The 13908-nt window shown below is 52.5% G+C and carries 8 protein-coding genes and 2 pseudogenes; 7 read left to right on the top strand and 3 right to left on the bottom strand.

Translation table 11 applies throughout. The features are described 5' to 3' along the window. The first annotated feature begins 60 nt into the window (after positions 1–60). Both ACQ86O_RS06745 and ACQ86O_RS06740 read left to right on the top strand, forming a co-directional pair. Positions 61–1974 carry a bifunctional 5-dehydro-2-deoxygluconokinase/5-dehydro-2-deoxyphosphogluconate aldolase gene (locus ACQ86O_RS06745; RefSeq protein ID WP_431224609.1) on the top strand — a complete coding sequence of 638 codons (1914 nt, stop codon included), beginning with the start codon at positions 61–63 and terminating at the stop codon, positions 1972–1974. A 216-nt stretch (positions 1975–2190) separates the two neighbouring features. Further along, positions 2191–3026 (top strand): annotated as a pseudogene (locus tag ACQ86O_RS06740) (MurR/RpiR family transcriptional regulator). A gap of 57 nt (positions 3027–3083) precedes the next feature. Here the strand turns inward: ACQ86O_RS06740 and iolB are convergent. Then, positions 3084–3893, bottom strand: a complete 810-nt coding sequence (gene iolB / locus ACQ86O_RS06735) for a 5-deoxy-glucuronate isomerase (RefSeq protein WP_431224608.1) — start codon at positions 3891–3893, stop codon at positions 3084–3086. 271 nt (positions 3894–4164) lie between these two features. Then, positions 4165–5670: a CoA-acylating methylmalonate-semialdehyde dehydrogenase gene (locus tag ACQ86O_RS06730; protein WP_431224607.1), complete on the bottom strand. Its 1506-nt coding sequence runs from the start codon at positions 5668–5670 to the stop codon at positions 4165–4167. Positions 5671–6203: 533 nt separating this feature from the next. On the opposite strand from ACQ86O_RS06730, the pseudogene ACQ86O_RS06725 reads away from it, so the two are divergent. Then, a pseudogene (locus tag ACQ86O_RS06725) lies at positions 6204–7648 on the top strand (sugar porter family MFS transporter). Between the two features lie 34 nt (positions 7649–7682). After that, on the top strand, positions 7683–8519 hold the full coding sequence (locus tag ACQ86O_RS06720; RefSeq protein WP_431224606.1) for a TIM barrel protein: 837 nt from the start codon (positions 7683–7685) through the stop codon (positions 8517–8519). Between the two features lie 141 nt (positions 8520–8660). Here the strand turns inward: ACQ86O_RS06720 and ACQ86O_RS06715 are convergent, their stop codons facing one another. Beyond that, positions 8661–8951: a FaeA/PapI family transcriptional regulator gene (locus ACQ86O_RS06715; RefSeq protein WP_431224605.1), complete on the bottom strand. Its 291-nt coding sequence runs from the start codon at positions 8949–8951 to the stop codon at positions 8661–8663. A 1130-nt stretch (positions 8952–10081) separates the two neighbouring features. Here ACQ86O_RS06715 and ACQ86O_RS06710 point away from each other — a divergent pair. From ACQ86O_RS06710 to ACQ86O_RS06700, 3 genes are all read left to right on the top strand, one after another. Next, positions 10082–10612, top strand: a complete 531-nt coding sequence (locus ACQ86O_RS06710; protein WP_431224604.1) for a fimbrial protein — start codon at positions 10082–10084, stop codon at positions 10610–10612. Between the two features lie 195 nt (positions 10613–10807). Further along, the gene (locus ACQ86O_RS06705) at positions 10808–11251 is read left to right on the top strand and encodes a fimbrial protein (protein ID WP_431224603.1); all 444 of its coding nucleotides are present in this window, start codon (positions 10808–10810) and stop codon (positions 11249–11251) included. Between the two features lie 93 nt (positions 11252–11344). Next, positions 11345–13840, top strand: a complete 2496-nt coding sequence (locus ACQ86O_RS06700; RefSeq protein WP_431224602.1) for a fimbria/pilus outer membrane usher protein — start codon at positions 11345–11347, stop codon at positions 13838–13840. Positions 13841–13908 lie beyond the last annotated feature (68 nt).

Genomic DNA, 13908 nt, shown 5'->3' with positions numbered 1-13908 from the left:
CTGCTTACCTCCTTTATCGGGTCGCAATCGGGTTTTGCTTAATGACATAAGGAAACGGGTATGGCTACACAACGAAAGCGGCTTGATGTCATTTGCCTTGGGCGAATTGCCGTCGACTTCTATGCTCAACAGATTGGTGCACGCCTGGAAGATGCCAGCACATTCTCCAAATACCTTGGCGGCTCTTCCGGCAATGTGGCTTATGGCACGGCGATCCAGGGCTTGAAGTCTGGCATGCTGGCCCGTGTCGGGGATGAGCATATGGGGCGCTTCCTGCGGGAAGAACTCCAGCGTGTCGGGGCCGACACACAAAGCCTGATTACCGACCGGCAACGGCTGACTGGCCTGGTGATCCTGGGTATCAAGGACCAGGAAACCTTCCCGCTGATTTTCTACCGTGAGAATTGCGCCGACATGGCCCTCACCCCCGAAGATATTGATGAAAGCTACATTGCCTCTTCACGCGCTTTGGCGATCACCGGCACGCATCTTTCCCATCACAATACCCGCGCAGCGGTGCTAAAAGCGCTGGAATATGCCCACCGCCATGGGCTGCGTACCGCACTGGATATCGATTACCGGCCGGTACTTTGGGGTTTGACCTCATTAGGGGATGGCGAAACCCGCTTTGTTGAGTCGCAGAAGGTCACCCACGAGTTGCAGGAGGTTCTGCACCATTTCAACCTGATCGTGGGTACCGAAGAAGAATTCCATATCGCCGGTGGCAGCACCGATACCTTGCAAGCGCTGAAAAATGTGCGCCAGGTGAGCCAGGCCACTCTGGTATGCAAACGCGGGGCACAAGGGTGCTCGGTTTTTGAAAGTGAGATCCCGGCAAGCTGGCAGCAGGTTAAACTGCATTCAGGGGTTCGGGTTGAAGTGCTCAACGTACTCGGTGCCGGGGATGCATTCATGTCTGGCCTGCTGCGCGGTTATCTCAATGATGAAGGTTGGGATCAGTCCTGCCGTTATGCCAATGCCTGTGGCGCACTGGTGGTATCGCGCCACGGTTGCGCCCCGGCAATGCCGACCAAACAGGAGCTGGACGACTACCTGCTGCGTGAACAGGCAGTGAAACGCCCGGATCGCGATGCACGGCTGAATCATCTGCACCGAGTTACCACGCGTAAACAACAGTGGCCTGAGCTGTGCGTCTTTGCCTTTGATCACCGTAAACAACTGGTGGAGATGGCGCAGGAAGCCGGGGCCAGCACCGAACGCATACCCCAGTTAAAAACCCTGCTGTTAACCGCAGCCCAGGCCGCCGCGGATGAGGCCAAGCTCCAGGGCAACAGCGGTATTCTGGCGGATACCACCTATGGCCAACCGGCATTGAATGCCATTACCGGCCAGGGTTGGTGGATTGGCCGCCCGGTGGAATTACCCGGTTCCCGCCCTTTGCGGTTGGAACACGGCAATATTGGTTCACAGTTGATCGATTGGCCGCAGGAGCATGTGGTGAAATGCCTGGTGTTCTACCACCCGCAAGATGCCGAAGCATTGCGCCATGAGCAGGATGAACTGATCCTTGATATCTATCGTGGCTGCTGTAAATCGGGCCATGAGCTGCTGCTGGAGGTGATTTTACCAGAAGGCAATGCCGACGAAGATCAGCGTAACTATCTGGAGATATTGCAGCATTTTTACCAGTTGGGAGTACAGCCAGACTGGTGGAAACTGCCGCCGCTGAGCGCTGCCAACTGGCAGAAAGTAGGGGAGTTGATTGAAACCTATGATCCTTTCTGCCGCGGGGTGCTAATCCTTGGTTTGGATTGCCCGGAAGACACCCTGAAAGCCGGTTTTGCCGCTGCCGCAGATGCCCGTTGGGTGAAGGGTTTCGCGGTTGGCCGCACCATTTTTGGCGCACCTTCGCGCCTTTGGTTGCAGGGTAAAATAGACGACGCCGGGCTAATCGAACAGGTGAAACGGAAATACCTGGCACTGATTGGTTTCTGGCGGCAGTATCGCCCCTGATCTGTTGCAAAATAGATCACGTCTCAATTCCCCCTTAAGGTGATTTTCTCCGCTTTAAGGGGATTTTTTTGCCGATTTTCTGTGAACTCACGCAAGGTGTAATGGAATAAATCGCTTTTTGATGAAATGAAATTTCCACTCCATCTGATAGAATGAACAAACAATAATTCAAGCGTATAAACCGATACGCTTCAGCCAATACTGCGAGCCGAATGGATGAATAACCCAACTCAACTTTCGCTGTTACAAGACGAGATCCGCCGCCGCTATGAAACGCTGAGCAAGCGTTTAAAACAGGTGGCGCGTTACATTTTGGATAACAGTAACAGCATTGCTTTTGATACCGTTGCTTCCATTGCCGCACAGGCCAGCGTGCCGCCCTCTACCTTGATCCGTTTTGCCAATGCCTTTGGCTTTAGCGGTTTTAACGAAATGAAACAGGTCTTCCGCCAGCACTTGATGGAAGAGACGGTAAACTACACCGAACGTGCGCGTCTGTTCCGCCAAACTTCTACCGACGATAGCGTCGCCCCGGAAAAACCAGCGGAAATCCTCAACGTCTTCACGATGGTTAATGCGCAGGCGCTGCAGCAATTGGCGATGCAAACCAGCGCAGAACAGCTGGATCGGGCGGTAGAACTGCTGAATAACGCGGATAATATTTACGTGATTGGCCTGCGCCGCTCGTTCAGCGTGGCCTCTTACCTGACCTATGCCCTGCGCCACCTGGAAAGGCGCGCGTTCCTGATCGATGGGTTGGGGGGATGTTTACCGAACAGCTCAGCATGGTGAAGCCAAGAGACGTGGTGATCGCCATCAGCTACTCGCCTTATGCCAAAGAAGCCGTAGAACTGGTGGAACTGGGGGCCAAGCAGGGGGCGCAGCAGATCGCCATTACCGACAGCCAGGTCAGCCCGCTAGCCGCCTTCAGCGATGTCTGTTTTGTGGTGCGCGAAGCCCAGGTCGATGGGTTCCGCTCGCAGGTCGCTTCAATGTGCCTGGCACAAACGCTGGCGGTATCTTTGGCCTTGAACAATGCGAAAGACCTCTGATTCGCTGCTAGAAAAAAGGCGCAGCCCTTGTTGCGCCATCACTGTTTCGCCCCCGCCTCAATAACTCTCGCTATTGATCCAGGCGTGATCTTTTTCCCAGGTAAACTTCCACAAGCGTACCGGCCCGGCCATGACATTGAGATAGTAACTATCATACCCAGCCAGGGTGGCTACCGGGTGATAACCACGCGGGACCTTCACCACGTCACGGTTATAGACCGCCATGCACTCATCCAGTGAACGATCGTCGGTATAAACGCGCTGCAGGCAGAACCCTTGCTCAGGGTTAAGGCGATGATAGTAGGTTTCTTCCAGGTAAGTTTCGTTAGGTGAATTTTCCTGATCATGCTTATGGCTCGGGTAGGAGCTGGTATTCCCCTCGTCGGTATAGACCTCCACCACCAGCAGGCTGTCCGCTGGCTGGCTATCCGGCAAGATATTATGTACCAACCGCTGGTTGCGGCCTTTACCCCGCCGCTCTACACCTACTTCTGCCGGGGTGATCAAGCGTGAAGGCAGATGGCTTTTAGCGGGGGCGCTGCACACCGCCAATTCCAGCTCCGTTTCTGCCGTGACCTCAACCCGATCGTGGTGTGGCACATAAACGGCATAAGGGGGAGTACGCTCGAACGGGCTCATGCGCTTACCAATCTGCGGGTACTGCGCATGCAAAGTTGCCACAGAAGCCCTCCCCGCTACCAGAACCAGGCATAGCTCGTTATCGCCGCTGTCCAGTTGTAACGATTGCCCGGCCTGTAACCGATAGGCCTCAAACCCGACATAACGCCAGTGGGCATTCTCCGGGGTGATGGATTGTATCAGCCCCTGGGCATCCGGTTGCTGGCATTTGGAAAGCAGTGAAGACATAACAATTCTCCTTTTTAACCCCGTCGTCTTTCAAGCCGCAATGGCCGCGATACCCATGAAATAACGGCCACATCTGCCGAATGCAGGTCAGTTAAGCAAAACAACGCCTGATTAATGAATACCCTGTTAACAGTAACGCCGCCTCCGTTTGGGAGAGGCCGGGGCGGGAGCTTTACTGGGTCCGTTTTCCCCTCCCCATGATCCCTCCCCGAAGGAGAGGGACCCGCTTAGTGGTAACTGACCATCTTTACCGCCCTGCCTTGGCGAAGGTTTAGCCCAGCGTAGGCATGCTGTATTCAGATACCGTTTGCTGCCCGGTTGGCCAACGCGCGGTGGTGGTCTTCATGCGGGTATAGAATCGCACACCATCACTGCCATGTACGTTAAGCGCACCGAATACCGAACGTTTCCAGCCACCAAAACTGTGAAAAGCCATCGGCACCGGAACCGGTACGTTAACCCCCACCATCCCTGCCTGAACTTCATGGACAAACTGGCGGGCATAATGGCCATTGTTGGTGAAAATGGCGCTACCGTTGCCAAATTCGTGGCTATTCACCGTTTCGATGGCGGTGTGATAATCCGCTACGCGAACAATACCCAGCACCGGCCCGAAGATCTCTTCGCGGTAAATACGCATGTCGGGCTTCACGTTATCAAACAGGGTGCCGCCAACATAATAACCTTGTGGATACCCCGCTACCTGATAATGGCGGCCATCAACGACCAGCGTCGCGCCTTCTGCCACGCCAATATCGATGTATCCCAGCACTTTTTTCTGATGGGCGGAGGAAACCAGCGGCCCCATTTCATTTTCCTCACCGCCCTGCTTCATTCCGGGGCCAACACGCAGTTGGGCAATCAGCGGTTTCAGTTTGGCGATCAGTTTATCTGCCGTGCTGTCCCCCACCACCACCGCCACCGGTAGCGCCATGCAACGTTCACCCGCAGAGCCAAATGCACCGCCCATCAAGGCGTTGACCGTGGCATCCAGATCCGCATCCGGCATCACTATCGCCTGATTCTTCGCGGCACCAAAGGCTTGAACGCGCTTGCCATGCGCACTGGCAGTCGTGTAAATATGCTCCGCCACGGTAGAAGAGCCGACAAAGCTCACCGCCTGGATCCGTGGATCGGTACACAATTGCGATGCCTCTTCGTTACCGCAATGAACCACGTTGAACACCCCGTCTGGCAAACCGGCTTCTTTCAGCAGCTGCGCCAGGCGCACCGAGGCCGAAGGCACCAACGCCGGGGGTTTAAGCACGAAAGTGTTACCGCAGGCCAGTGCGATAGGGAACATCCACATCGGCACCATCGCCGGGAAGTTAAACGGGGTGATGCCTGCCACCACGCCCAACGGCTGCATCAGCGAGAAGCTGTCGACTCCGGTGCCCACATCCGCAGAATATTCGCCCTTAATCAGGTGCGGGATCCCGCAGGCAAACTCCACCACCTCCATGCCTCGGGTCAGTTCGCCGAGCGCATCGGAGTAAACCTTGCCATGTTCGCTGACGATCAACTGCGCCAGTTCTTCCCGGTGCTGTTCCAGCAGCGCCTTGAAATTAAACATAATGCGTGCCCGGCGTAGCGGCGTGGTATTCGCCCAGCCGGTAAACGCCTGATGGGCAACATCAATAGCCTGTTTCACCTCGGCGGCGGTGCTTTGTGTTACGCAGCGTTCAACCTGACCGGTTGCCGGGTTATGCACGTCAACGGTCTGATTACTGCTGCTCAGGCAAACCTGCCCACCAATAAAGTTACCCACGGTTTTCATCTCTCACCCTCTTTTAAGTCTGCTATCGCCTCAATTCCGGCACCGCCACCTATCGTGGCATTTATCCCCCCGCAGGCTGAGGCTCGCAGGCAGGCTAAATCCTGACCAGATGAAGCAAACTCTATTTCATTGAAAAAAAGTTTCAAATAAAATATTTTAGAAAATTTGTTTTTATAGCCAGCGATCGCAAATTTACTCTGCCGGATAGCGCTTTAAACGCGGATCAGCGCACAGCAACGTTATCCAGCCTGGGCACAAACCAATGCAATAACCCCTGACTTATATACGAAAATTGATTGGGCAATGAGCGAGACAATGTTTCTGTCAGCGACACGGGTTGTGGTGGCTCTTTCACTTAATTATAGTGAATTTTTTGAACTGGATCTAAAAATCAATATTTCATTATTCACTAAATATGAAATAAATGTTCTTGTTCAGAGAAGAACAACTCGAGACAGGCACGGTTCACCCCTCTGCCCCAACCCTACAAGTCACCCGGTGAGCAGAGGCCAGGATAAAAATCGGAGCAACCTATGTCACATCAGCGTAAACACAATACTGGGTATATTCTGCGTATCTGCGGGATTGCGGCACTCGGTGGCATTTTGTTTGGTTATGATACCGCCGTGATTTCCGGCGCAATCGAAGCCCTTAAAACCTACTTTGATCTCAGCCCGGCACAAACCGGCTGGGCCGTTTCCAACGTGGTGGTCGGTTGTGTGGTGGGGGCATTTGCCGCCGGGCCGCTGGCCGGGCGCTTTGGCCGCAAAAAGCCCTGATGCTGGCAGCGCTGCTGTTTACCCTCTCTGCCGTTGGCTCTGCTCTTGCCCCGACCTTCACCTGGTTTGTTATCTATCGCATTATCGGCGGCCTGGCGGTGGGGATCGCCGCCACCGTTTCACCAATGTATATGTCAGAAGTTTCGCCAAAAGATATGCGTGGCCGGGCGCTCAGCATGCAGCAATTCGCTATCGTATTTGGTCAGATCCTGATTTTTTACGTTAACTTCAAAATTGCCAGCATGGCCAGTGAGGCATGGCTGGTTGAAATGGGTTGGCGCTGGATGTTCGCTTCCGGCGTTATCCCCTGCCTGCTGTTCTGCGTATTGGTTTTCATTATCCCGGAATCACCTCGCTGGAGCGTGATGGTGGGTCGTGAAGATCAGGCCTTGGCCATGCTGACCCGGGTCTCAAACGCGCAGCATGCACAAAGCGTCTTGGCAGAGATAAAGGAATCGGTTCGTCAGGATGAGCAGAATCATAAGCAAAAGCTCAACTACGGTGATGTGCGGGTGCGTTTTATTCTGTTTGTCGGCTGCATGATAGCCATGCTGCAGCAGGTCACCGGGGTTAACGTCATGATGTATTACGCCCCTGTGGTGCTGAAGACCGTCACCGAAAATGCACAGGAAGCCCTGTTCCAGACCATCTGGATCGGCGTATTACAGCTGGTCGGTTCGGTGATTGGCGCGATGCTGATGGATCGCCTGGGCCGTATCCCACTGATGCGCTGGGGCACTCTGGGCACCATTGTCGGCCTGCTGATCACCTCTTATGCCCTGTATACCCAGGCTACCGGTTACTTTGCGCTGTTTGGCATGCTGTTCTTTATGGTGTTTTACGCCATGTCATGGGGTGTGGGTGCCTGGGTGCTGGTCTCCGAGATCTTCCCGAACCGGATGCGTTCTCAGGGGATGAGTATTGCCGTCGGCTGTATGTGGCTGGCCAATTTTGTGGTATCGCAAAGCTTCCCAATGATCAATGACCAACCTTATCTGTTCTCGACCTTCCATGGTGCCTTCCCGATGTGGATATTTGCCGCCTGCTGCCTGTTCAGCTATTGGTTTATCGGCCGCTATATTCCGGAAACCAAAGGGGTATCGCTGGAAAGAATGGAGGACGTCGTCATGGCGAAACGCTATCGCCAGCCACCACAGCAGGAAGTGAACCCCGCGCCGGTAGAGCATGGCAAATCCTGAAAACTGCCATCAGCGAACCCTGGAGGGATGCACCATGGCCATTGCCTTAGAGCGTTTTTGTATCAACCGTAAGATTGCCCCCAATTTGACGCTGGAGAAATTTTTGCACCTGGTAAAAAACTGCGGGCTCAGCAAAATTGAGCTGCGCAACGATATGCCGGGCGGCAAAGTGACCGATAACCTGAGCACAGAACGGCTGAATGCATTAGCGGCGGAATATGGCATCGAGATCGTTACCATTAACGCTCTGGGGATATTCAATCTGCTGAAAGATAAATCCAGGCTGATGGAAAATGCCGAAGCGTTGCTGGCGCAGGCCAGAGCGATCCATTGCAAGGCGCTGGTAATGTGCCCCTCTTGCAACGCGGATGACCGGCGCAGCGAGGCACAAAAAAGAGAAGATACGCTGGTTGCACTGCAGTTGCTGGCACCGCTGTTCCAGCAATACGGCGTCGAGGGTTATGTGGAACCTTTGGGTTTTGGTCTCAGTTCTCTGCGCTCTTCCTTACTGGCACAGGCAATCATTGGCGATTCCGGCATACCTTACAAGATAGTGATGGATACCTTCCATCACTATCTGAGCGATGTACCTCAGCAGGATTTTGACTCACAAATCCAGGTTGAAAACATTGGCCTGGTGCATCTTTCCGGCGTTGAAGACCCGCGAGTCAAAGGTGCGCTGACCGATGAGCAACGTATTATGCTGAGTAATAAAGACCGGTTGGCGAGCCGTAATCAGGTACAGAATCTAGAACGCCTCGGCTATCAGGGCATCTACTCCTTTGAGCCGTTCTCTTCACAACTGAATCAATGGACAGAAGGCGATATCGAGCGCGAGATCCGCCAAAGTATCGCGTTGCTGCAACAATAGCCGCAAAGCTCCCCTCTCAGGTTTTCTGCAAGGGGAGCTTTGTGTTATGAAAAAACGCGCAGGCGAATGCCTTTGCTGGTGTTAGCCGACTGAACCGCCGTTAAAGCCAGCGTAACAAATTGAATTTTAATGACTAAAAATTCACTCACTTCTCAGACCAGCCCGTTCGATGCTGATATACCAGCGCAAAGAGTTATTAATACTGCGATGGGTGCAACGAACCTTGCCTTCCTTCTCTAATGCCAGAAGCAGCGTGCGCGTGACATAAATGTTTTCACCGCACCTATCCGCCAATTCCCGCGTTTTCGGCCACTGCTCCGGTGGTGGCGGCTCCTGCATCATGTCTGGAGCCCTACGCTCCGAACACAAACCTTGTAACACGTTTAGCATATGTAACTTCCTGACTTCATATGTTAGTGGCGTCTGTTCCATGGTTTTTCTCCTGATTGTTACTCTTGAGTTCCCTATCCGGCGGCATCAACTGGGGCCGCCTGGCATCACAAAAACGGACAAAATATACTGGCGACTTTTGCAGACTTTGGGTTGCCCCTAGGCCCGAGCCTGGAGATCAATCGCAGCGCAGCAGGCAAATCAATTAAAAAAACTGCTTCAACCATCGCCCTGCAGATAAATAGACTTAAGGGAAATAATCCTTTCCAAACTTGGTACCTCCGCTTTTTCACATAAATTCATTAAGAATTTTCCGTGAAAATTTTTTCACGAAAAGTTATTTATCACCGTTTTTACCCTTTCAACCTCTGGCTATAAAAAGTTATTTTGAATGCAACATTTATAGCGCACGCGACTCTACAGGCAAGACCAGGTTCCGCTATCAATGCTCTCAAGCCACAATACCTCACCCCTAAAAATATTGTGGAAAACAATTTTCCTCAGAACAATCCCATACCTATAATCTATTAGATTTGCTACTACTATGACCAGAGATAAATAATAATTTTCAAAACTCGAAATTGTTATCACTTTGTTAAATAAGAAGAAATTCATGAAGCTCTATCAGAGTGTTTTATTCATTGAATTCACATTAAAAACAATAAGTTAAATTTGATTTTCGGTTTTGTATTCACATCAGAAGATCCGCTATCCGAAGAGAATTACAGCCACACGATATTACGAATTGTAGCGTGACAAGTTGATTCTGCGATCTAATATCTCGCATATTATATTTTTTATAGTTAATTATACTAAGATATGTTTGTATACGATCTATTGATTTTCAGGATTATATATTTCTATTTATATTTGGTTTTATATTCTGAATATGATGTTATTTAATAAAACAGGTTTTCAATCGCCTCATTTATTTGCAAGAATATTCCCAGCAGGACGCTATGGTGATATTCATATTTTGCATTCCATGCAGGCGGCTTTTTATGCCTAACAACGTCTTGCGTAATTCATAGCTGAATTATGCAGGTCGTGTATTGCCCGAGCCCAGGGAAGCGGCTCCGACTGCGGTAGCAGTGACATGACGTTGCGGTTATCGCAGGTGATTTAGATGTGTTCTTCTTTTTATTTAAATAATCTCTACAGGAAATTGAGAAATGAAACTGAATAAATTAATGCTGGCAACTGTGATTGCTTTCTCTACTGCATCTGTTGCTCAGGCCGCATCTAACCAGGGCAGCGGTACCGTAACCTTCAACGGTGACATTATTGATGCACCATGCAGCGTAGCGCCGGAATCGGTAGATCAAACCATCGAAATGGGCCAGATCAGCAGCCGTGTACTGGCCAACCAGGGCAAATCCAGCTCACAGCCATTCAGCATTGAGTTAAAAGATTGTGATATTGCCACGCAGAAAACCGTGAAAGTCGCTTTCACCGGTACCGCAGTGGAAGGCAACAACGACCTGCTGGGCCTGGTGGGTCTGGCGAAAGGTGCAGGTATCCAACTGGTTGACGGTGCTGGCAAGAAAGTGGATCTGAACGGCGTTCCAACGGATGCCACCACTCTGCTGGCCGGTAACAACACGCTGCAATTCGCCGCTTACCTGCAAGGCAGCACCGCGTCTGGCGCAGTCGAACCGGGTGATTTCACCAGCGTGGCGAACTTCACCCTGGCTTACCAGTAAGACCCCGATGGGGATGCCTGCCCGGCATCCCCCGCATGACGCTCGAAGGCTAACAGCGAGAGAACAGGCCACAACAGGGAGATGCCAACATGACAGCCCGGTTTTGGGGGTGCTGCTTGTCACACTCAGTGCCTGCAGCGCCACAGTAGCAGCAAAGGATCAAGGCTCTGGCATCGTGCATCTGGGGGAGAGATCGTGGAGACCCCTTGTGGGATCGCCAGTAACAGCCTGGATCAAACCATTGATTTTGGCCTGATGTCGATGGCCGATGCGGCTCCTGGTTCAGAGCCGTTACTCATCAGCAGCCGCCAGTATTTTCAAATCGAACTGGTGAATTGCACGTTGGCAAGCCAGGTAAAACCCGGGTTTTTCTACCGCGCAATGAACGTCGTTTTTGATGGCATGCCAGATAACGAAGAACCCGAATTATTGGCGATCTCCGGTGATGCCAAGGGAGTTGCCATCGAATTACTCACCGATGAGGGAAGCCGATTACCTCTGGGCAAAAGCACGGCGGATTATCTGCTGGTTGACGGCCACAACAGATTGAGCTTCAGCGCGCAGCTGAAACTCCACCCAGATTATGCACGGGCTGGCGGGTTCAACTCTTTGGTGAAATTCACCCTGTCTTATCTTTAGTTTTATTTTCTGCCAGTGCCGTGAACGCACTGAAGGACACCAGATTACGTATCCAGGTCGTACGGATGACCTGTTATCAGGCGCGGATTTGCCATGAGTGATTATTCTATGACGTCATTAATGACACGGAAAAAAACACAAACTATCGTCATTCTATCTTTCCTCTGTGGGCATCCGGTCTTTGCAGATACGGAATTCAATACCGACGTATTGGATATCGGCGATCGTAGCAAAGTGGACTTATCACGTTTCTCAGATGCCAATTACGTCATGCCCGGCACCTATCTGCTGGATATCAAGTTCAACCAGAAACCGCTGCCACAGCGCAGCATCCAATACCTGCCAACAGCAGATAAAAAGAGCAAAGTCTGCCTGCCGCCAGATCTGATTGAGAAAATGGCATTGAAAGAGAGTGCCGCGAAAAAGGTCACCCTGTGGCATGACAGCCAATGTGCCGATATCAGCGCCATCGAAGGAGCAACCATTTCCGATCGCATTGGCGGTGGCGTATTGGCGATCACCATTCCGCAGGCCTGGATGAAATACTCCGATCCTGACTGGACGCCGCCGGAACAATGGGATGACGGTATCCCTGGCCTGTTACTGGATTACAGCGTCAGTGGGCAGGTTGGCAAGCAGAGCCATAACGGCAATACGTCACAAAACTTCAGTAGCTACGGCACCGTGGGGGCAAACCTCGGCTCCTGGCGTCTGCGTGGTGATTATCAGAGCAATTTTAATCAGCAGGCTGGCGAGCGCACCCATAATTTCGACTGGAACCAGATTTATGCCTATCGCGCTCTGCCGATGCAGGCCGCCAAACTGACCGTGGGAGAGGTCTTCCTCAACTCCAACGTTTTCGATTCTTACCGCTTCACCGGGATAAACCTGGCCAGCGATGAACGCATGTTGCCGCCGAGCCTGCAGGGCTACGCGCCTGAAGTGCGCGGCATTGCCAAAAGCAACGCAAAAGTGACTGTCTTACAGGAAGGCCGCACGCTGTATCAGACGACGGTGCCAGCCGGGCCGTTTGTGATCCAGGATCTCAACAGTTCGGTACGTGGCCGGTTGGAAGTCCGGGTTGAAGAGCAGGACGGGAGCATATCCACCTTCCAGGTTGATACCGCCACCATCCCTTATCTGACCCGTCCTGGCTATGTGCGCTATAACATCGCGCTGGGCCGCCCTTCCAACTATAACCATAACCTGCAGGGGCCATTCTTCTCAGCCAGTGATTTTTCCTGGGGGATGAGCAATGCCTGGTCGCTGTATGGCGGTGCATTGCTGGCCGGTGACTACAACGCCTGGGCGCTGGGCCTGGGCCGAGATCTCAGTATCTTTGGTGCCATGTCAGTAGACATGACCCAGTCCTTCGCACGCCTGCCAGATGAACCAACGGCCACTGGCATGTCATTCAAAGTCAATTATGCCAAGCGTTTTGACGACTACAACAGCCAGATCACCTTCGCGGGTTATCGCTTCTCTCAGCGCAAATTCATGAGCATGGCGCAGTATCTGCAGACGCGTTACAACAACTATGAAGATCAGTACAGCGGGCGTGAAAAAGAGCTGTATACCATTACCGCCAGCAAAACCTTTATGGCACAAGACAGCGTCAAAGCGATCACCGCCTATCTGACCTATTCGCACCAGACCTATTGGGATGCCAGTGCACAGAATCGCTATGGGCTTTCTGCCAGCAAAATGTTCAGCATTGCCGACTTCAATAACGTGACGGCGTCTCTGGCAGCGTTTCGTACCACCTATCATGGCAAAACCGACGATAGCGTCATGCTGAACTTTACCGTGCCGATCGGCGATCGCCGCCGCATAGGTTATTCACTGCAAACCAATAACAGCGATGTCACTCAGGTGGCCTCTTATAACGACTATACCGATCCGAACAATACCTGGCAGCTCAGCAGTGGCTTCAACCAGGACGGCAAACCTCTGGCACGTGGCTATTACACCCACAATGCCTCCTTCGGGTCGCTCAATGCCAACGCCTCTTATCAGCAGGATAACTACTCTTCGGTGGGCGGCACCTTCCGCAGTGGCATTACCGCCACCCGGTACGGCATCGCGGCGCATCAGAACTCCAGCAATGGCGGCACCCGCCTGATGCTGGATACCGGTGGTATCGCCGGGGTACCTATCAATAACGGTCGCGCCTACAGCAACGGTTTGGGTTTGGCGGTTATTTCAGACATCACCAGCTACTACAACACCGATACGCGAATTGACGTCAATAAACTGGCGGATGACGTAGAGGCAACCCGCTCCGTGGTTCAAGGCACATTGACCGAAGGGGCCATTGGCTATCGCCGTTTTGAAGTGGTGAAAGGCAGCAAACTACTGGCGGTGATCAAACTGGCCGATGGCACTGAGCCGCCGTTTGGTGCCGCGGTGTTGAATGAAAATGGCCGTGAAATGGCGGTGGTGAGTGATGAAGGGTCGGTGTACCTGACCGGCGTGCAACCGGAAGAGAAACTGGACGTCGCCTGGGAAGGTCAGCGCCAGTGCCGTATCACCATTCCTGGCACCGCCAAGCCGCTGGACCTACTGCTGCTGCCATGCAGCAAACTGTAATCCGTAACAACACTATGAGAGTTGATGAGTATGAATAAGTCTGTGGTAGCAAAAACAGCCGTTGTCAG

Origin of the sequence: Serratia sp. L9 (assembly GCF_050632285.1) — a bacterium.
Lineage (GTDB): Bacteria > Pseudomonadota > Gammaproteobacteria > Enterobacterales > Enterobacteriaceae > Chania.
Note: the sequence above shows the minus strand (reverse complement) of the source record. Positions and strands in the feature narration are given on the sequence as shown.

Coding starts and splice junctions, on each gene's coding strand:
- ACQ86O_RS06745 (WP_431224609.1), top strand. CDS start 61: ATGGCTACACAACGAAAGCGGCTTGATGTCATTTGCCTTGGGCGAATT.
- iolB (WP_431224608.1), bottom strand. CDS start 3,893: ATGTCTTCACTGCTTTCCAAATGCCAGCAACCGGATGCCCAGGGGCTG.
- ACQ86O_RS06730 (WP_431224607.1), bottom strand. CDS start 5,670: ATGAAAACCGTGGGTAACTTTATTGGTGGGCAGGTTTGCCTGAGCAGC.
- ACQ86O_RS06720 (WP_431224606.1), top strand. CDS start 7,683: ATGGCCATTGCCTTAGAGCGTTTTTGTATCAACCGTAAGATTGCCCCC.
- ACQ86O_RS06715 (WP_431224605.1), bottom strand. CDS start 8,951: ATGGAACAGACGCCACTAACATATGAAGTCAGGAAGTTACATATGCTA.
- ACQ86O_RS06710 (WP_431224604.1), top strand. CDS start 10,082: ATGAAACTGAATAAATTAATGCTGGCAACTGTGATTGCTTTCTCTACT.
- ACQ86O_RS06700 (WP_431224602.1), top strand. CDS start 11,345: ATGAGTGATTATTCTATGACGTCATTAATGACACGGAAAAAAACACAA.